29 protein-coding genes are annotated in these 16255 nt (G+C 51.2%); 24 read left to right on the forward strand and 5 right to left on the reverse strand.

Annotated elements, in window-relative coordinates; all coding sequences use genetic code 11:
* Positions 1-463 precede the first annotated feature (463 nt).
* Positions 464-628, forward strand: a complete 165-nt coding sequence (locus tag B5P39_RS24725) for a hypothetical protein (RefSeq protein ID WP_014342194.1) — start codon at positions 464-466, stop codon at positions 626-628.
* Positions 629-714: 86 nt separating this feature from the next.
* Here the strand turns inward: B5P39_RS24725 and B5P39_RS19165 are convergent, their stop codons facing one another.
* Together B5P39_RS19165 and B5P39_RS19170 are read right to left on the reverse strand one after the other, a co-directional pair.
* Positions 715-1149: a hypothetical protein gene (locus tag B5P39_RS19165; RefSeq protein WP_000883925.1), complete on the reverse strand. Its 435-nt coding sequence runs from the start codon at positions 1147-1149 to the stop codon at positions 715-717.
* Between the two features lie 17 nt (positions 1150-1166).
* Positions 1167-2282 (reverse strand): phosphoadenosine phosphosulfate reductase domain-containing protein, encoded by a 1116-nt coding sequence (locus B5P39_RS19170; RefSeq protein WP_000946102.1) that lies wholly within the window; start codon positions 2280-2282, stop codon positions 1167-1169.
* Between the two features lie 268 nt (positions 2283-2550).
* Here B5P39_RS19170 and B5P39_RS19175 point away from each other — a divergent pair, with 268 nt between their 5' ends.
* The 17 genes from B5P39_RS19175 to B5P39_RS19260 all read left to right on the forward strand — a co-directional run bounded on the left by B5P39_RS19175 (position 2551) and on the right by B5P39_RS19260 (position 12160).
* Positions 2551-3159: a hypothetical protein gene (locus B5P39_RS19175; RefSeq protein WP_000849071.1), complete on the forward strand. Its 609-nt coding sequence runs from the start codon at positions 2551-2553 to the stop codon at positions 3157-3159.
* 4 nt (positions 3160-3163) lie between these two features.
* Positions 3164-3685: a hypothetical protein gene (locus B5P39_RS19180; RefSeq protein WP_000393785.1), complete on the forward strand. Its 522-nt coding sequence runs from the start codon at positions 3164-3166 to the stop codon at positions 3683-3685.
* 2 nt (positions 3686-3687) lie between these two features.
* On the forward strand, positions 3688-4209 hold the full coding sequence (locus B5P39_RS19185) for a hypothetical protein (protein ID WP_000805800.1): 522 nt from the start codon (positions 3688-3690) through the stop codon (positions 4207-4209).
* A gap of 96 nt (positions 4210-4305) precedes the next feature.
* Entirely contained in the window at positions 4306-4779 is a 474-nt protein-coding gene (locus B5P39_RS19190) for a hypothetical protein (protein ID WP_000057877.1), read from the forward strand.
* Positions 4780-4789: 10 nt separating this feature from the next.
* Positions 4790-5083, forward strand: a complete 294-nt coding sequence (locus B5P39_RS19195) for a hypothetical protein (RefSeq protein ID WP_001370730.1) — start codon at positions 4790-4792, stop codon at positions 5081-5083.
* A gap of 4 nt (positions 5084-5087) precedes the next feature.
* A complete protein-coding gene (locus B5P39_RS19200) occupies positions 5088-5942 on the forward strand; it encodes a hypothetical protein (protein ID WP_000539392.1) in 855 nt (284 codons plus the stop codon).
* Positions 5942-6901, forward strand: coding sequence for a S49 family peptidase (locus B5P39_RS19205; RefSeq protein WP_000829616.1), 960 nt, complete (start codon positions 5942-5944; stop codon positions 6899-6901). Before B5P39_RS19200 ends, B5P39_RS19205 begins: the two co-directional genes overlap by 1 nt.
* Before the next feature lie 15 nt (positions 6902-6916).
* Positions 6917-7777 (forward strand): DsbA family protein, encoded by an 861-nt coding sequence (locus B5P39_RS19210; protein ID WP_000139698.1) that lies wholly within the window; start codon positions 6917-6919, stop codon positions 7775-7777.
* A 33-nt stretch (positions 7778-7810) separates the two neighbouring features.
* Positions 7811-8239, forward strand: a complete 429-nt coding sequence (locus tag B5P39_RS19215) for a hypothetical protein (protein WP_000591074.1) — start codon at positions 7811-7813, stop codon at positions 8237-8239.
* A gap of 56 nt (positions 8240-8295) precedes the next feature.
* Complete coding sequence (locus B5P39_RS19220; RefSeq protein ID WP_000422768.1) at positions 8296-8655, forward strand: hypothetical protein; 360 nt, start codon at positions 8296-8298, stop codon at positions 8653-8655.
* On the forward strand, positions 8655-9101 hold the full coding sequence (locus B5P39_RS19225; protein ID WP_000919345.1) for a Fe3+-siderophore ABC transporter permease: 447 nt from the start codon (positions 8655-8657) through the stop codon (positions 9099-9101). The genes B5P39_RS19220 and B5P39_RS19225 overlap by 1 nt, the downstream gene beginning before the upstream one ends.
* Complete coding sequence (locus tag B5P39_RS19230) at positions 9098-9616, forward strand: nitrite reductase (RefSeq protein WP_000210756.1); 519 nt, start codon at positions 9098-9100, stop codon at positions 9614-9616. Before B5P39_RS19225 ends, B5P39_RS19230 begins: the two co-directional genes overlap by 4 nt.
* Before the next feature lie 2 nt (positions 9617-9618).
* Complete coding sequence (locus tag B5P39_RS19235; RefSeq protein ID WP_001447532.1) at positions 9619-9846, forward strand: hypothetical protein; 228 nt, start codon at positions 9619-9621, stop codon at positions 9844-9846.
* A complete protein-coding gene (locus B5P39_RS19240; RefSeq protein ID WP_001167032.1) occupies positions 9833-10690 on the forward strand; it encodes a hypothetical protein in 858 nt (285 codons plus the stop codon). The genes B5P39_RS19235 and B5P39_RS19240 overlap by 14 nt, the downstream gene beginning before the upstream one ends.
* 161 nt (positions 10691-10851) lie before the next feature.
* Positions 10852-11448: a thermonuclease family protein gene (locus B5P39_RS19250; RefSeq protein ID WP_000809130.1), complete on the forward strand. Its 597-nt coding sequence runs from the start codon at positions 10852-10854 to the stop codon at positions 11446-11448.
* A gap of 57 nt (positions 11449-11505) precedes the next feature.
* A complete protein-coding gene (locus tag B5P39_RS19255) occupies positions 11506-11778 on the forward strand; it encodes an HU family DNA-binding protein (RefSeq protein WP_088212642.1) in 273 nt (90 codons plus the stop codon).
* An 88-nt stretch (positions 11779-11866) separates the two neighbouring features.
* Complete coding sequence (locus B5P39_RS19260; RefSeq protein WP_001239998.1) at positions 11867-12160, forward strand: hypothetical protein; 294 nt, start codon at positions 11867-11869, stop codon at positions 12158-12160.
* Positions 12161-12186: 26 nt separating this feature from the next.
* Here the strand turns inward: B5P39_RS19260 and B5P39_RS19265 are convergent, their stop codons facing one another.
* Both B5P39_RS19265 and B5P39_RS19270 read right to left on the reverse strand, forming a co-directional pair.
* Positions 12187-12489 carry an XRE family transcriptional regulator gene (locus B5P39_RS19265; protein ID WP_000124640.1) on the reverse strand — a complete coding sequence of 101 codons (303 nt, stop codon included), beginning with the start codon at positions 12487-12489 and terminating at the stop codon, positions 12187-12189.
* 4 nt (positions 12490-12493) lie between these two features.
* Positions 12494-12844, reverse strand: a complete 351-nt coding sequence (locus tag B5P39_RS19270; protein WP_000270043.1) for a type II toxin-antitoxin system RelE/ParE family toxin — start codon at positions 12842-12844, stop codon at positions 12494-12496.
* Between the two features lie 162 nt (positions 12845-13006).
* On the opposite strand from B5P39_RS19270, the gene B5P39_RS19275 reads away from it, so the two are divergent.
* The 4 genes from B5P39_RS19275 to B5P39_RS19295 all read left to right on the forward strand — a co-directional run bounded on the left by B5P39_RS19275 (position 13007) and on the right by B5P39_RS19295 (position 14935).
* Positions 13007-13555, forward strand: a complete 549-nt coding sequence (locus B5P39_RS19275) for a hypothetical protein (RefSeq protein ID WP_001061573.1) — start codon at positions 13007-13009, stop codon at positions 13553-13555.
* Between the two features lie 340 nt (positions 13556-13895).
* The gene (locus tag B5P39_RS19285; RefSeq protein ID WP_000391491.1) at positions 13896-14090 is read left to right on the forward strand and encodes a hypothetical protein; all 195 of its coding nucleotides are present in this window, start codon (positions 13896-13898) and stop codon (positions 14088-14090) included.
* Between the two features lie 10 nt (positions 14091-14100).
* The gene (locus B5P39_RS19290; RefSeq protein WP_088212643.1) at positions 14101-14472 is read left to right on the forward strand and encodes a hypothetical protein; all 372 of its coding nucleotides are present in this window, start codon (positions 14101-14103) and stop codon (positions 14470-14472) included.
* The gene (locus B5P39_RS19295) at positions 14465-14935 is read left to right on the forward strand and encodes a hypothetical protein (RefSeq protein ID WP_088212644.1); all 471 of its coding nucleotides are present in this window, start codon (positions 14465-14467) and stop codon (positions 14933-14935) included. Before B5P39_RS19290 ends, B5P39_RS19295 begins: the two co-directional genes overlap by 8 nt.
* 14 nt (positions 14936-14949) lie before the next feature.
* Here B5P39_RS19295 and B5P39_RS19300 read toward each other — a convergent pair whose 3' ends face one another.
* A complete protein-coding gene (locus B5P39_RS19300) occupies positions 14950-15291 on the reverse strand; it encodes a hypothetical protein (protein WP_172693095.1) in 342 nt (113 codons plus the stop codon).
* Positions 15292-15387: 96 nt separating this feature from the next.
* Here B5P39_RS19300 and B5P39_RS19305 point away from each other — a divergent pair, with 96 nt between their 5' ends.
* On the forward strand, positions 15388-15876 hold the full coding sequence (locus B5P39_RS19305) for a DUF1643 domain-containing protein (protein ID WP_172693094.1): 489 nt from the start codon (positions 15388-15390) through the stop codon (positions 15874-15876).
* Between the two features lie 43 nt (positions 15877-15919).
* Positions 15920-16162: a hypothetical protein gene (locus tag B5P39_RS19310; protein WP_011872897.1), complete on the forward strand. Its 243-nt coding sequence runs from the start codon at positions 15920-15922 to the stop codon at positions 16160-16162.
* Positions 16163-16255: the final 93 nt, after the last annotated feature.

Raw genomic sequence — 16255 nt, forward strand, 5'->3', positions numbered from 1 at the left:
AGGATGTGGGGGACCTGCACGTTATGAGATTTGATATGTGGGTACGTTGCACGAAAGCAGGTCCTGAACCTCTCGATATATGGGAACTCTGCACGATTGACGAAGCAGAACAAAGATTGACAGATCAGGACAAACCTAAAAAAGCAGTCAAAATGACTCTAATAGTCCATAAAGTGATCACGCGCACACAAAAAGAGGCCAAAAGTTATCCACATTTCCTGTGCATAAACGGGGTTTTGGTATATGGGAACGCTGCACGATCATATGTGGGTACGCTGCACGGTGCAAAAAACGACCAAAATTGACATGTGGGTACGTTGCACGTTCAGAAAATTGTATATGGGGCGACTGCACGTATGACCTTAGACATGTGGGAATACTGCACGAACACCAGATCTGATATGTGGGAACGCTGCACGAAAGCTCTGTTTTGTAAGGATTTTGTGGAAAAAAGAGGGGTTCCGTGTGGATAACAGTGGATAAGATCCAAGGGTATGTGGGGACGTTGCACGGCAACCTATGGGAACGCTGCACGGCAACCTATGGGTTTGTTGCACGGAATAAATATGAAAACACCAGTAATATCAATGTGTTGAGTGGTGATTTAGAACGCCTAACCTGTCTTTAACCGTTTTTAATCCTTTATACAAAGATCTAAAGATCTTTATATTTATCCTTTTGATCACTGAACAAAAAATAATCAACACTGTTTTTTTAGAAAAAAGTCTCGTATGCAAGGCCGAACAGGACGAGTATCACCAACAAGATAAGCATCGACAGCACAAAGTAACCAGACTCGTACATCACAGCTTTGATCACAGAAACGACGCTGATCGATCTTCCAGAGATCCTCCCGATGATCCACTGAAACGCAACGAACGAACCAAGCCCACAGATCAGAACCACCGCTACGGAGACAAGTGCATGTTCCCTCAGGACAGACTCACTCAGGAAACCATACTGCATCCCCATCAATACAAGCCTGCCAATGCCAAAACCCAGGCCCAATGCAACAGCTCCACGAACCAGCACGACCTTCAACGACTGGAGCCATGTCAGCTCAAGATCCATCCCCTTACGGGAAGACCGACGCACCAGCACCGTAGATATGCCCAACCCCAAAAACACCAAAAAAACAAAATCCAACATTGCCACCTCTGCACAAATCAATCAGAACCACAGGCCTCTCGGCCAAATGCGCCACCAGGGAGAACCCACTTCTGCCCCTCCGGCACAAAAATCGGGAGCGTGTAATCTTCTCTGGATACCTGCTCCAATGCCTCAACATCACTAATCTGTATCGGCGCAACAGCAGAACCTAAATCTATTACGTCGATTTTTTTTCTTGATACCGTCACACCAAAGGTTTGTTCATACTGAGCAATTTTCCCAGCTCGTTCAGGCCAGTAGTGACGGATCGTGGACCAGATACGCTGTGAGTTGTAGATGCAGGTCATACACGACGACCGGCTCCAGCCAAGGCGATAAGGGACTGGGGCCAGGATGCGGTGACGCTCGATTACTTCCCATACCTCCTCCTCAGTCCAATGAAGAACGGGCCTCCAGGCATCAACTAACCGTGCAGTCTTCCCATATCTTCTGTCACAGGCATGAGCCTCAAGCTGGTTGTACTTGGATCTGTTTGCACTTTCCTCCCGGCGCTCACCAGTGATGAAAAGGATCTTCTTCCCCTTGAAGCGCTCCTGGTTATTAAGAGCTCTGCGGCCAACATCGATCTTCAAGGCTGATGAGCACCACCTTGTTTGGAGTGATGGCGATTGCTGAGGGAAACGAAGGCGCGTACCAGGCTTAGAGCGCTTATGGTCTCTAGGCAGCACCAGAAGCCCCTCAGGCGTCTCTACACGATGGGGGTGGCTATAGGCATTGTCTTTGAGCATTTCGCCCTCAAAGCCGCCCTCAAGCCACGAGAAGTACATTGGGATACCCAGTTCTTCCCCGAGCTGACGACAGTAATCACGCATGAAGGCCCAATCCATCAACGAACTGCCTTCCTGACCATCAACATCATGGTGCCAGAACTCCACCTTTGACTTATCAACACCCATGTCCACCAGCCGCAAGTACGCAGCAATCGAGTCTTTGCCTCCAGACAGGCAAACAATGATGTGATCGTACAAACTCAGGTCCACATCCGGAGCGGAGAAGTACGTTGTTCTATCGTCACAACGCTGACTGGAAGATATGCCGGTAAGAACCGACTCCAGTGATGGCAACACCACCTGGTCATCGAACAAATCTCCTTGGTTTTCTCGTCTCAACATAAGTCGCTCTTTTTTCTTTACTGGGTTGTTTTTATGATTTACAGTATTATAAAATGATACTGTGAAAAGTAAAGTTTTCAGAACGACTAATCACTCAGGAGAACTTGATAAGCACCAGAAAGCAATCTAAAGGTGGTTTTTCGGTGAGGTTAGTTCAGGGGCAACCTGCCGCTGCTGATTGGAAATCATCAAGAAGTGGCTTTTTGGTGGGGTTACGGTTTGAAGGGGTGAGTATGTGGGAACGTTGCACGGTTAAAGGGGGCCGCACATGAAAACGATAAAGCGGTTCATCGTATGGGTGAATTACGGTCTTGAGGGTTGGAGCATTTTCGGATCGAGCGATGACTGGGATGAAGCGGTATCCATCCGTTCGGAAGCGATAGACGAATGCAATATTGACGAGGAAGACATCATCTTGGCAGAAAACAAAAACGAGCTGGTGGTAAAACCTGCGGCCAAGCAAATGACGGAGTGGCACCGGGAACTGGAAGCCGTCCTTATGACCTTGGATGACTGCCAGATGGAATGTGACGGTATGACATGGGCAGTAAGCCACCTACTCAATGAAGCGGGTGTACCTCATGACTGCATGTATGGCTTTGTGCGAAACGAACAGACCAAGGACATCGTGACACCGCATTTCTGGGTTGTCCTGGATGATGGGTGGCTGGTGGATCTGAGGCTACGCATGTGGCTGGGCGATCACGACAACATTCCTCACGGGGTATTCCATCCCGATAACGAGCCAGGACTTTTCTACAAGGGAGACCCGGTTCAAAACCATAAAGGGATGAGACTGGGCAAAGCCGTCCTGGACATCATGACCGACGGAAAACTTTCACATGTGAAAGTTCCTGAACGACAAGACGGAGAGTAATAGCGTGGAATTTGATTACGACAAGTCAGTATCAAACGCACATCTTGAGGCCGCAGGCTGGGGTATGGATGCCTTTAACCACTCCAACCCATTTGAGAGTCATGTCATCTATGTGCGTGACTACCGCAACGATCACATCCGCCTGTTCACCATCAAGCAGGCTGACTTCGACACGATAAAGCTGCCGCTTCACCTTACCTCCGACATGCTGGCTTCGGTGATCGCTGAGTTCGTATCGAAGGCAGCAAAAGGGAAGTTGAATACGAAGGAGTCCGACACGCTGGCTCCTGCCTTGGTTGGCTATGCCAAATCAACAGAAACCTACCGGAGCTGGCGGAGAGTTTCTGGAGCAACAGAGCGATTGCATATGGTCATCAATATCTATGCGGGTTCTGAATTGCTGAGACCTTTCATCGCTCGGGCTCCTGAGACCGTCCTGACGACCCAAGAGCTACTGGTCTTCTCATCACAGGTTAAGAGCATGGATGTATCCAATCATCCAGAGTGGTTTAGGGGCCGGAGGTAGTCATGAAGCCAGTTCTCTGGATATTCGTCCTGATCATCGCCCCTTTCGTCATTGCGAAAGTGGACCAATGGCGCAAACGCGGCATTGGAGACACCTGGGCGTGGTGGAAATCAGAGAACATGCCTTATGAGCTGCGCTCGGCCACTCTGTTTTTGTCCGAACAGGACATATCAACCACACAGCCGGTGCCCATGCACGGCAGGGTTGATCAGGTGTACCAAACCAAGAATGGGGTTCTCATTCCCTTGGACACCAAGCTGCGCCAGGTAAACCACATCTATGAGTCGGACATTATCCAGCTCTCGGTTTACCGGGTAATTCTGTCACACAAGTACAAGGCACCCGTTGCCAAGTACGGCTATGTCCGAACCGTTGTTGAGACAGCGGACGGGGATAGAGTCCGTTACATCAAGACAAACCTTCTCAGCGAAAAAGAAGTGGTCAAGCTGTGGCACCGCTATCAATCCATCCGTTCTGGTCAGGTAAAAACCTCCTGTTCCTGTGGCGGAAAGTTTCACATGTGAAAGTTCTGGATTGAATCAGGGTTGCCCGAATTGGGCAGCTAGGCGGGGTTGCATTTTTGAAAAGTCCTGTACGCTGGTTGGTATAGGAGGTGAATAGTGGCCCAGCTTAAACATAACCGCTTCGTCATGTTGGGGTCCTTGGTAGCGACGGTCGTAGCTGCCGCCAATGGCTTGAGTTTTCTCACCCTTATGGCTGGTGGAATGACCCTTCTCCAGTTCATGGCTTGGAAGCAACAAGATGCTGTCCGGAGCCGGTTTAAAGCTGCGAAGGATGCGTTTGAAGCGTTGAACGTCATTGCGTTCGACAAGCACTGGGTAGGTTCAACCGCGACGGTCGCCAAAGTGTCGAACATGATCACTCCGCCCGAACGACTGGATAAGCCCTGGGCGGTGCAAGTTCTGGCCGTGACCAAAGGTGGGACGTGGTTCGCGGTGGATCTGCAAGTGACCGGCACTGACAAGGTTCAGATGCTTAGCCTCCACCAGCTTAGTGAAAAGGCGGCAAAGACCATGCTGGCCTTCGACCTCGAAGTGTATGAGAAATTTTTCGGAAAACCTGATGTTGCATGAGGACAATGTGATGGAAAAAGTCAAAAGCGTAGATGCCGTGGAGTTCACGGCAGCAGATAAGAAGGCGATGACCCATGCGGCATACGCCCAGTGTTTCTTCATTCTGGCCCAAGTGATGGCATTCCCTTCCCTGGGGGTGGCTGGCGCTATGGTTGCTGCTCTGTGCGGCATGATGCCGTGGTTGACCAAGTTCGCCAAAGAGGCTCCATCGAAAGCCTTTGGCATGGTGATGGCTTCACTCTGCCTTGCTCCTGTGTACGGGAAACTCTGTGAGCTGGTGGTCCACGCGATTCAGGGAGCTTGAGCTTATGGGGGTAGTACGAGTTCCCTACCTCTTGGCTGAGCTGAAAGAACGCGGATGTGCTGATGAATCTGCTCTGGCGCAGGTTATGCAGCCTGGATGCCGAATTGGAGAGGAAGACCTGCGGAAGTTGGCCGCAAATTTAGGGCTTGAAGTGTCCGAGCTGGCACCAGCGCCAGAGAACGCGGCCAACACCCGGTTCAAAGCAAAGCTGAGAGGAGGTTTGGCCTCCTTTCTTTTTGAGTACGACGGCTGTTTCCGACATGCAGAAGGCTCCAGCCATGCAGAAATGTTGGGTATCGAGCAAGAAGACGACATAGGTCTTCCGAGTCGAGCTGCTGACGCCATGCTCCTGGAGAAGACGCTTTACCAGGTAATCGCTCGGGCTAAGTACATGCTCGGCAAAATCGACAGCAAGTTTGTCAGGTCAGAACAAGCAATCGAGTTCCGTGAGCAACTTGCTCCTGGGATCTTCAAACCAGGTTACAGAGGTTTCCGATTCAAGGAGGCTGCCGCTGGTGATTTGCCTACTGTCATGATTGACGGTCGGAAGTTCAACTGCGTTGCCAGCATAGCCAGAGCACATGGACTTGATCCGGTAACGGTGCGTAGGCGCATTGCGGACACCGGGAAGGCCGCAGACAAACTCTCCAATGATGAGTGGAAGCTCATCCTCGCCAAGAAAAAAGGTAAAGGGAAACCCTTCACCTATCTGGACAGGACCTACAGCAACATTGCTCAGTTCTGTCGTGAGCATCAGCTCAACACCAACCTTGTTTACCAGAAAGTCAAAGACCGGGCTGATAGCGCTGATGAAGAGTTCTGGGGACTGATAATCGAAACATGCAAAAGGAAAAACTAATGGCAGAAAACAAAGAGATCCCCTGGGAGAAAGAACTCATTGAGAAGTACATGTTCACCCTGCATAAAGAGCAGGTGAAAGACCGGCGCTGGCGGACCATGTTGCGTGTGCTTCGCGCATCTGGTTTCGTGCTTCTCATGATCGGCTTCATCATTTTGGCATCTAATCCGGGTGGGATGCCGTGGCAAAGCGCCAAGGCAGGAGCCCCTCACACCGCGTATATCAACATCCGTGGTGAAATTGCTGCTGGCACTCTGGCCGATGCTGATCACCTTATCCCGTCCATCCAAGCTGCATTCGACAACCCGAACTCACAAGCTATCGTGCTTCGCATAAACAGCCCTGGCGGTAGCCCGGTTCAAGCAGGACGGATTTATGACGAAGTGAAGGCGCAGCGAGCCCTTCATCCGGAGAAAAAGGTCTACGCCATCATTGATGACATCGGTGCCTCTGGCGGTTACTACATCGCCTCTGCTGCGGATGAAATCTATGCTGACCGCGCCAGCCTTGTCGGTTCTATCGGCGTCATCAGCTCGGGGTTTGGATTCACCGGCTTGATGGACAAGCTCGGCATCGAGCGCCGGGCTATCACTTCCGGAGAGCACAAAGCGCTTCTCGACCCATTCTCCCCTCTTACCTCTGACATGAAGAAATTCTGGGAGGGCGTTCTATCGAAAACCCACCAGCAGTTCATCGAACGAGTGAAGGCTGGGCGGGGTGATCGACTGAAAGACGACCCAGAGGTGTTTTCTGGATTGCTCTGGAACGGGGAGCAGGCCAAAGACATTGGGCTGATTGATGGCCTGGGTAGTTTGAACTCCGTGGCGCGAGACGTCATCCACCAGAGCAACTTGGTGGACTACACACCAACCGAAGACATCATCCGGCGACTGACCCAACGAGCGAAGCTCGAAGCCAGTTCCTTCGTGCAAGAACTCAGCGCTGTGAAAGTTTACTGATAGGAGCAGTTTGATATGACAGAACAAAGTACCAAATCACTACGTCTCGGGGTTGTTGCCGCCATTCTTTTGGGGCTCGTAGGAACCGGGTTCGGGATCTACCAGTTCGTGAAAGAGAAGGATCTGGCGCAAGAGATCGCCAACGTGAAGTCTACGGTCAACCAGGTGAAGGATGCCGAAGGCGTCACCTTCAAAAGCAAGGCAGAGTTTGAAGCTGCTGTGGCCGAAAGCATCAACAAGTTTGTCGCGCAGAAACAACAAGCCGACATCGATCAGAAGTATGCCCAGTTCGAGGCAGCACCTGAGAAGGTCGAAGAAGGCAAACACATCTACGGGGACCTTGGTGCTCGGTTCACGCTGGTGGAGTTCTCCGATATGGAGTGCCCATTCTGCAAGCGATTCCACGACACACCCAAACAAATTGTGGATGCCAGCAAAGGCAATGTGAATTGGCAGTGGAAGCACATGCCTCTCGATTTCCATAACCCGGCAGCTCACAAGGAAGCTCTGGCCGCTGAATGTATTGCTGAGCAGAAGGGCAACCGTGGCTTCTGGGTCTTCGTTAACGACATTTTCCACCATACCCAGGGGAATGGTGGCGGTGTTGCTGACCTGGCCTCTGTTGTCACTGGTGTTGGTGCTGATCTGGATGCGTTCCGGGAGTGCCTCGGCTCAGGAAAGTACGAAGACAAGGTTGAAGCTGACATCCAGAAAGCCAAGAGCTATGGCGTCAACGGGACACCAGCCACTTTTGTAGTGGACAACCATACCGGCAAGAGCCAGCTTCTCGGCGGCGCTCAACCGGCGCAAGCCATCATGGCCGTGATGCGAAAAATGATGATTGAGTCGCAACAAGACGACTCCGCGAACCAATAAAAACTTTCACATGTGAAAGTGGAGTGAGAACTGATGATCAAGATTACAACTAAATTGGGATGCCTTCTGGCGGGGCTGCTTGTCCTGTCGGCTTGCTCAAGCGTCCCTCAGCCAAACAACGAATACGCGAAGGCCTTGGATGATACCAAACAGGTATGCGCTGCCTGTGCCCTGGTTGGTAATGACCTGCTGGTTGCCCTCAACAAGTCATGCGACACCCCAATGACCCCCGAGACTCTTACAAGCGTCATGAACAGTAACCCGATGTTTGCCGCCATGATGGCAATTAACTCCATAGGTGGAACCGACTTCTATCAGGTTTACCGTGATGCGGCCATAGACACCCTGCGGTGCAATGAAATGGACAGTTGGCCTGATCGGACCAAGGTGCGTTTCCAGCAGCCCGACATGCAAAAGGCGCTGGCCTTGAGGGTTTCTGCCAGACAGCAGAAGGCAAATTAACTTTCACATGTGAAAGTCAGGCTCTCCGGGGCCTGATTTCACTATGAGGTGAATCTATGGAGTTACAAGAAGCAAAAGAGGCTCTCGATAGCCTTCATCCACACAAGGCCTCAGCGCCTTTGAGGCTTGTCATCCACCAGCCAGGTGGGATTGGTGGAACCCCTACAGTGGGGGTGAAAGCTATTCACGCAGGCTTTGACTGGGACAGCAACACCATCCTGATCTATCCGGAAGAGCAGCTCACCCGGTTGACGCCGGATGAGGTCGCCGCCATCACGAAGTCAGTATCGAAAGGACAGTCCTGGCATTCATATCAGCAGTTCAAGAAGTATCGGGAGCAGTTGGCCGAAGCCACGGAAGAAATTAATAGGCTCAGGGCTGAGCTGGGCAGGTATCAGAATAACGGGAGGGGGTAATGCTAAAACGCGGAATTATCAATCTCGCTGCTAGTTACATCATTGTTGATGCCCTACTCCGGAATGCAGCAATTTGGATCTTTGGCTTGTCCTTCTCCGTTGGTGGCACTTACGTCACTGGCGAGGCCAGTACATGGGTCGTTTACCTAGCCACTTCTGGTGCCATGACACTCTGTTCTGTCGTAACAGCCTACCTGCTCGTGACCTATCACCGCTGGGGGCTGATGACGGCCAGGGTCTGGTTGCTATTGAGTGCCTGCCTAAACGGCTATGCCGTCTATTTGAGTAGCCACAACATCCAGTTGGTGGTGGCACTGCTTTCCAGCCTGTTTATTGCTTTGTGGATGCTCAAGACCCTTGAGCAACCAGCAGTGAAGGGGACGTACAAGGTAATCGCTGATCTTCACCGTCAGCTATGGGGAATGTTGAAGGGGCAAACACAATGACGACGAATACTCAAAACGCGAACGCCAACCAGGTTCGGTCTTTACGCGACATGCTTGTCCCCGCCCTGTTGTTCTATGTGGTGATGACGGCCATGTTTGTGGGTCTTGACGCATTCATGGATAAACCCACCAGCATGAACCTGCCATTTATGCCGTTCCTTGTCTCGATGGTGAGTTTTACCAGTGACGCACGTCGAGCGTGGGACTGGCGAAACGGGACCAAGGTTGTAGCTGTATTGACTGCGGTAGCCATGCTGTTGGCATTCATCTATCAGCTCGCGGTCGGAGAGATGAATCTCTTAGGGGTTGGTATATACCCGGCCACAGCCATCCTTCTGTTGGCAATCTCCTGGGTGATTCGCGCTATCGGAAAGACAGCACCTTTCCAGTTCCTGGGGAGACACCTGGCGCGGTTTGGTGCATCGAAGTGGGTCCAGCGTACCGCCGCAGTCATTGTGCTCGCGGGAGGCCTTGCCATCACTATCTATGCCTACTGGCTTAACCACGGGAGCTGATGATGATCATTGCAACGAAGAACGGCTTTCTGGTGGCCGCAGAACTAATCAGGGAAGAGGCCGGGTACTGGCTACTACAGCCTCGTGACCAAAAGACGCCGGTCAGGGTGAATAAGCAGGATAACAATAAACGCGCTTTCACGCATATGGGAGACGCCCTTCGCTGGGCCGGTGATCCTGAGCTTGCAAAGCAATTCGATGCCGAGGGGGAAGAACATGCAAATTCGTGACTACATGACAAAGTTGTTTGACGCATTTGGTGATGTGGAGGAAGTCACCCGAGAAATGCTTCTGGAGCAGGCGGAGCTCATTCATACGATCAGCGATAAGTGTCAGAGCACAGGCCTGTTTCTGGATAGTCAGGTTCGTTTCAACCAGTTCGTTCAAGAGATTGAGGCTGACGACAAGGTAGAGGATCGGTTGCTTCATGCTTGGTGCTGGGTAATGGACCGAATAGTGAAGGCTCCAACATCCTTTCACATGGATGGGGCTGTGATTTTGACAATGCCTCTGGTCGCCAGATACCTGCCACCGGTTGAACAGGAGCCGGAAACCATCGTGGTGAATCTCGATGAGGACTACAAGGCTCCTGTAGGCAACCAAACGCTCTGCGAGCTCGTTATGGAACGGAGGCATTGGCCGCAAGGTGCAACCTGTGCGACCCAAGAAGCGGACGGGGGAGTCCTCTACTGGGACGCCCCGGTTGATGTGGTAGAGGAAGGCAGAAAGGTCGCCGGTAAGCACGGCATGATGGCCGAGATCGGATTGAAACATCAGGTTGATGCCTGGTATGCAGATATGGACGAAACACGGCTCGCAACCGATTGGAACACCGCCGTCATTACGCCTCACTGCTTGCTGCTTTCCTATCTGGATGTGCTTCAAAAGAACAAAGTTCCCTTTGATGAAGGTGTGCAGCTCGCTGCCGAATGGGTGAAGCAACTTGGCGGGGAATTTCGTGAAGACACTGAGGAAGCGCCGGAAGCTGAGGCTTCAGTGCTTTCCCTGGGGAGAGCCACGGCTCATTGCTTTAAACCCTATCCGGACACAAAAAATTTCTATTACGAGGCCTAAGCCTCACCCAAACAGGAGGATCAACATGCGATACCAGGTATTTAAAACGAAGGAAGGGGGCCAGCCGGTGTTTACGGCACCGTGGTACTGGTTGGCCTCTGCCATTGCTCACTGGTCATCTCTTAACTGGGATGCCTGTCGAATCGTAGACAGCAAGGTGGATGAAACAAGGCTCTGTTGGGCCAAGGCTCTACCGGCTGGGAAAAAAAAGTAATTTGGATGGAGTGATTATGAGGTTAGGTTTTGTGAAAAATACGGGGGTTTCAGCGTTCCTGGTAGCCATGCTGGTGGTGGCCCCTCAGGTATGGGCAGAAACCTTTACTGCGAAGGTTGTGGGGGTGTCTGACGGTGATACGGTCAAGGTCCTGACTGAACAAAGCTGTGACTCCGGGAAAGATTGCCGGAGCGGCAAAATCCAGTACCGGGTAAGGCTGGCGGAAATCGACACCCCAGAGAAGAAACAACCCTACGGCTCAAAGGCGAAACAGGCGTTGTCCGATCTGGTGTTTGGTCGAATGATTAAAGTCGAGCAAATCGACAAAGACCGTTATGGCCGTCTGGTCGCCAACCTTTATGTCGATGGCAAATGGGTCAATGCCGAAATGGTCCGTTCTGGGAGTGCGTGGGTGTACCGGCAGTACGCCAAAACACCGGAGCTGTTCAAGCTGGAGGCCGAAGCCAAAGCCGATAAGCGAGGTCTCTGGGCATTACCGGAATCGGAGAGAACTCCCCCTTGGGAGTGGCGAAGAAAGCACTAACCACACCCCAGAGTATGCAGGTGTAAACAGTAACCAAGAAAACAAACAGGAATAACGATGAACAAAAGTGAACTGATTATGAAAGTGGCCGAAGACGCTGACATTAGCAAAGCAAAGGCCGAAGCTGCGGTAAATGCGCTGATCAACTCAGTGAAAGAGGAGCTTAAAGCGGGTGGGACAGTAGCGCTTACTGGGTTTGGTACTTTCCACGTTAAGGAACGCGCAGCACGAACCGGACGGAATCCACAGACTGGAGAGAACATCCAGATCGCGGCGGCCAACATTCCTGGGTTCAAAGCTGGTAAGGGGTTGAAAGACTCCGTGAACTAGATCTTACTCATGTGACACATGAATAAGGTTTACATAAGGCTCCTTTCGTGGGAGCCTTATTCATATCAGACATGAATAAGGGGGTGGAATGAGGTTGTCGTCAACTCAAAAGGACGTTTTGTTCATTCTATACGCAATTGAGGCCGGTGGAAAAGCCGAGCCTGTACCAGGTGTAAAAATACTGGAGATGATCAACTCAGCTCGCCAGAGCGGTATTCATGGAACGAACTTCCGAACGTCATGCCACACGCTGGTGGAGAACGGCCTGTTGAACAAGTACCGGAATGCTTCTCTAAAGCTGGCCTTTAGGCTGACCGACGATGGTAGGGAACGTGCAGGAGAGATATACCGCAAACGGCTGGAAGAAGTGCAAGATAAGTAATACGCCCCATAACGGGGCGTATCGAGTTAAACGGCAAAGCCGTAGTGGGTGCCGTCCGGAAGTTCAACATCGAGGCGTAGCTTGCCACCGGAGGCCTCAACGTACCGCTTAATGGACGACAGCTTGAGATCTCGTCCAGGTTTTTCCATCTCGGAGACTGTCGGCTGTCTCACACCCAGAGATGCAGCAATTTCCCCCTGGGTAAGGTTCATGCGATCACGAAGCTCTGCCAAGTGGATGTTCAGTAACATCTCAGTGGCCGCTTTCTGTGCTTTGGCAACAACCTCAGGCTTTTCTGTTGCCAGCATTTGGTCAAGAGTTCTTGCCATAACGTCACTCCTTCTTCAATTTATCCAAGTGCGCCGCAAACTCGCGGTCTGCAATTGGGATCATTACTTCATAAAACCTTTTCTCGTCCCCGGTCTTGTTACCGGCGCAGAGAAGAATCCCCTTACGCTTTGGATCGAACGCAAAGAATGCCCTGATAGGATCTCCTTTGCTTTGGACCCGCAGCTCTTTCATGTTGCTGTAGGATGAACCGTTAACAGTATCCGCGTATGGTCTCGACAGCATGGGACCTCTATCTCGCAGCACCATCATCGAAGCCAGCACGTTGGCTCTATCGGTATCATCCAGTGCATCGAACCACTCATCAAAGGTGTCGGTTGTCTCGATGACCCACATGGTTTCTCCTTACTTAATATAGGTGCAATCCTATATAGATTCAAACCTATAATCAAGAAAAATCGGCGGCTATGGGGGACGAAATGCCGGTAAGTAGTCATGTGACTAAAATAGGGGGTAGAATAGGCCTCAATATAGTCATGTGACTAAAAGGTGTCCTGAATGAACAACCTGCCCCTACTGCTCGACGCAAGAGAAGCCATTGACTACTACCACCAGCATCCAGACATGACTGATGCAGAAAAGGCCTATGTGGTCGCGTTCCTAAGCGGAGAGGGGCGCTCAAACAGTCAGATCAGAGAGGAACTGGGGATTGAGAAGGTATACACGGTTACACACCTGAAACGCGCCGGTACGCTGTCGGAGGAAGAGCTCACACTCTGGCTCAGAAATCCACGCAAGATCACCCTGGGACATGTGAGAGCCGTGGCTAAGTTACCTATCAGCAAGAGAGAAAAGCTCCTGAGGGATCTCCTGCATACCAGGACGCCGGTTCATACATATGAGGCGATAGCGAAGGGCAAAGAAGTGGATAGGGATGCTGACATTAAGCGTCTGGAAACCCTGATGAGCGATGCGACGGGTAGGCCCATCAAAATTCGCTATAACCCCGCGAAGCGCTCCGGGGAGCTGACGCTGGGATTCTTCACGCTCGATGACCTGGATGACGTGTGCAAGGCTCTGGGGTTTGATCCAAGCGAGCAGATGTAAACCAGAAAACTTTCACATGTGAAAGTCTTGCAAGGTGTCTTTTTATTGTTTACAGTATCATAAAATGAATCTGTAAAGGTGCGAGATGAATGTGCTTCCAACGAAAAGCTGGCCTTGGGCGTTATAACTCAACCAGACCTGAGTGGCTGGCGGCGTACCGAAACGCAAGATGTATGAGAAGCTCAGGTAAAGAACCTGATGCTTCTCTTTCCGGGATAGCTTGGAAGGCGCAACTCATTGTTGCCCATGAAAGAGGCAGAATTGACAGCCTGGCTGTCCCTTTGGATGCCAGATTGATAGCAAAGAACCTCATCGACGAGATCCTTGCTGAGGAGAACTGATGGAAGAAAAAATTACCTACGAAGAAATGCTTGAACAACTCGACCAGAAAGGCATCCGCGTCACCAACGGGGCGAGACGGCTTTATGTCGCGTTGAACAACGGAGTCAAAGCTGAGGTGCTGGGTAACTGCGGTCCCGCCACAATCAGCTTGGTTGACGGGATGATTGTTGTGGAAGAGCAGACTCTCCACTAAGGGCAGCAGCATGGGCAAAAAAGTACACATCATTTGTGGAAAGTGCGGCAGTGACGAGATGAACTTTGTCATCAATGAACACTGTCCAGACGATCCCCAGAATGTTGCCAGTATGTCCTGCTCAAATTGTTGCGAACTGACAGGCATAGCCGAGTGGTCGGAATTTAATGGACGTGAGCTGAAAGGTGAAGCCGTCGCCCTATCAACACCGGCAAACGTGAATGCTCTTCTAAGATTGCTTCGCCAGGCGATGAACAGCGTTGAGTATCGCCTCTATGGCGGGGACATGTCATTGAGCGGTAATGATGCTGCCGAACTCATAGACCTCCAGGAGCGAGCTGAAAAGGTCTTATCTGTTCTTCGGAGTGATCAGCATGAGTGATTTATACGAACCGCTTGAGTTTGTGTTCTGCGGCTTTAGGAAAGGGGACGCTGGACTCTTTATCTCGGTAGCCACTTTGCGCGATGGTGTTTTAGGCCGTGAGATGTATTTCTCAAAGGGAAAAAGCAAAAGGCGCTGGGTTGTCGGTGGCATTTACTCAGGGGCCACGTTTTCGGACAACGGAGCAAAAGGTCTGGATGATGCTCATTACGTTAAAGCATGGGAAGTGCAAGGCGACAAGATAGAGTGGCAAGCAAAAAGCGAGCAAGCCGAAGCCTTGGCGCGAAGCGAGAAACTTGAAACCGACGATAGGAAGCGCAATGAACTCGAAGAGCTTATGCTACCCATCAGGAAGCAATATGGGGCATTAACAAAGCGACGAGATAGAGCGGGGGCCGCAGCTCTTGAAGAAGCTGTCCTGAGAGCGCTGAGAGCGCCCATCAGGAAGGCTGAGGAGAAATAACCGTGGAGCCAGTCTTAGCTAAAGCATTCGCCGGTTTTAAAGTCGTAGCTGTACGTGCCCATCAGATTGGCTTTACGGCTTTTTTTGCCATTGGTGTTTGCTGGAGCTGGCGCTTTAGGGGTCGCAAGTACGCCATAGAACAGGATACCAACAAGTGCCGCTTGCCACGCGAAAACAGCAACAAGAATCCAAAAAGCAGCAGCCAGAACTGGCAGCTTGTGCAGAAGGTTAAGCACCGGCTTGGCCCAAATCACTGCCGGGATAGCCAGCACTGCGTAACCCCAGTTGGTGGACTCAAGCATAGCCAGGCCAAGAACAACAACAGCCATCAGCGCGATATTCAGTACATGTTTCATGGTCATCTCTCCTTTTCAACTTACACTTTTATCCTATCACAGTGTTAAAAAATGCAACTGTGAAAGGGCGTTTTTCATTCAAAAAGAGGTGACACTTTGAGTGCAATTATCAGCAAGTGCGGCATGTACAGATACCGTCTGGAAAGGGATGTGCAACCCGAAGGCCTTGTGTTCGGTTATTTTGGTGTAAACGGCTCTACGGCCACGGCCACCGAGGACGATCACACGGTCAGAAAGTGGATAGGGTTTACCAAGGTCAACGGAGGGAGGCGATTCATAGTTGGTAATGCTTTTGCTTTTCGGGCGACCGACGTTCGAGAGCTGGCTACGACGGTTGATCCTGTGGGACCTGAAAATGAAATCCACTTGGAAAGGATTATTCGGGATGCTGATGTCTTGGTGCCCTGCTGGGGGAGCCGAACTAAGCTGCCTAAGTCTTTGCATGTTCATTTGGACAGGCTTTTAGAGCAGCTCGTTGCATCTGGGAAGCCGGTATTGGCATTTGGCGTGACTGGTTCGGGGGACCCGAAGCACCCGCAAATGCTTGGATATTCGACAAAACTTGTGCCTTGGGGAGGAAAATAAGTGTGCGGGACGTGAGAGACATATTTGGGTGGAGAAAACGATAGTGGCGAAGTTGAAGGTTTATGGCGGGATCACTTATGGGGCCGAAGGGCAGCTCAGAACTGTCGTTGCGGCCACAAGTAAAAGCAAGGCTGCTTCAATTCTTAATATCACGATTTACCAGATGAATAGCTGGTGGACGGAGACTTTTAACAAGTACGAGGTCGAGGCGGCGATGTCTGAGCCGGGGGCCATTTTTTCAAAGCCTCTCGATGGCAGAGGACCATTTGTAAAGCAGGAAGGATAATTGTGAGAAGTGTTTTTGTATGGTTGAAGGCCGGGGCAATACTGGCTTTCCTATTCTTCGGTATTGCTGGTGCTGTCAACCGGGTCTATTGGG

Source organism: Shewanella sp. Shew256 (assembly GCF_002196695.1).
GTDB lineage: Bacteria > Pseudomonadota > Gammaproteobacteria > Enterobacterales > Shewanellaceae > Shewanella > Shewanella mangrovisoli.

Excerpts from the sequence above, each read along its gene's own strand:
- B5P39_RS19255 (WP_088212642.1), top strand. The coding sequence starts at position 11,506 with ATGAACAAAAGTGAACTGATTATGAAAGTGGCCGAAGACGCTGACATT.
- B5P39_RS19215 (WP_000591074.1), top strand. The coding sequence starts at position 7,811 with ATGATCAAGATTACAACTAAATTGGGATGCCTTCTGGCGGGGCTGCTT.
- B5P39_RS19165 (WP_000883925.1), bottom strand. The coding sequence starts at position 1,149 with ATGTTGGATTTTGTTTTTTTGGTGTTTTTGGGGTTGGGCATATCTACG.
- B5P39_RS19265 (WP_000124640.1), bottom strand. The coding sequence starts at position 12,489 with ATGGCAAGAACTCTTGACCAAATGCTGGCAACAGAAAAGCCTGAGGTT.
- B5P39_RS19230 (WP_000210756.1), top strand. The coding sequence starts at position 9,098 with ATGACGACGAATACTCAAAACGCGAACGCCAACCAGGTTCGGTCTTTA.
- B5P39_RS19235 (WP_001447532.1), top strand. The coding sequence starts at position 9,619 with ATGATCATTGCAACGAAGAACGGCTTTCTGGTGGCCGCAGAACTAATC.
- B5P39_RS19240 (WP_001167032.1), top strand. The coding sequence starts at position 9,833 with ATGCAAATTCGTGACTACATGACAAAGTTGTTTGACGCATTTGGTGAT.
- B5P39_RS19185 (WP_000805800.1), top strand. The coding sequence starts at position 3,688 with ATGAAGCCAGTTCTCTGGATATTCGTCCTGATCATCGCCCCTTTCGTC.
- B5P39_RS19250 (WP_000809130.1), top strand. The coding sequence starts at position 10,852 with ATGAAACAAGGCTCTGTTGGGCCAAGGCTCTACCGGCTGGGAAAAAAA.
- B5P39_RS19300 (WP_172693095.1), bottom strand. The coding sequence starts at position 15,291 with ATGAAACATGTACTGAATATCGCGCTGATGGCTGTTGTTGTTCTTGGC.
- B5P39_RS19205 (WP_000829616.1), top strand. The coding sequence starts at position 5,942 with ATGGCAGAAAACAAAGAGATCCCCTGGGAGAAAGAACTCATTGAGAAG.
- B5P39_RS19170 (WP_000946102.1), bottom strand. The coding sequence starts at position 2,282 with ATGTTGAGACGAGAAAACCAAGGAGATTTGTTCGATGACCAGGTGGTG.
- B5P39_RS19225 (WP_000919345.1), top strand. The coding sequence starts at position 8,655 with ATGCTAAAACGCGGAATTATCAATCTCGCTGCTAGTTACATCATTGTT.
- B5P39_RS19175 (WP_000849071.1), top strand. The coding sequence starts at position 2,551 with ATGAAAACGATAAAGCGGTTCATCGTATGGGTGAATTACGGTCTTGAG.
- B5P39_RS19285 (WP_000391491.1), top strand. The coding sequence starts at position 13,896 with ATGGAAGAAAAAATTACCTACGAAGAAATGCTTGAACAACTCGACCAG.
- B5P39_RS19290 (WP_088212643.1), top strand. The coding sequence starts at position 14,101 with ATGGGCAAAAAAGTACACATCATTTGTGGAAAGTGCGGCAGTGACGAG.
- B5P39_RS19295 (WP_088212644.1), top strand. The coding sequence starts at position 14,465 with ATGAGTGATTTATACGAACCGCTTGAGTTTGTGTTCTGCGGCTTTAGG.
- B5P39_RS19195 (WP_001370730.1), top strand. The coding sequence starts at position 4,790 with ATGGAAAAAGTCAAAAGCGTAGATGCCGTGGAGTTCACGGCAGCAGAT.
- B5P39_RS19220 (WP_000422768.1), top strand. The coding sequence starts at position 8,296 with ATGGAGTTACAAGAAGCAAAAGAGGCTCTCGATAGCCTTCATCCACAC.
- B5P39_RS19275 (WP_001061573.1), top strand. The coding sequence starts at position 13,007 with ATGAACAACCTGCCCCTACTGCTCGACGCAAGAGAAGCCATTGACTAC.
- B5P39_RS19270 (WP_000270043.1), bottom strand. The coding sequence starts at position 12,844 with ATGTGGGTCATCGAGACAACCGACACCTTTGATGAGTGGTTCGATGCA.
- B5P39_RS19260 (WP_001239998.1), top strand. The coding sequence starts at position 11,867 with ATGAGGTTGTCGTCAACTCAAAAGGACGTTTTGTTCATTCTATACGCA.
- B5P39_RS19200 (WP_000539392.1), top strand. The coding sequence starts at position 5,088 with ATGGGGGTAGTACGAGTTCCCTACCTCTTGGCTGAGCTGAAAGAACGC.
- B5P39_RS19210 (WP_000139698.1), top strand. The coding sequence starts at position 6,917 with ATGACAGAACAAAGTACCAAATCACTACGTCTCGGGGTTGTTGCCGCC.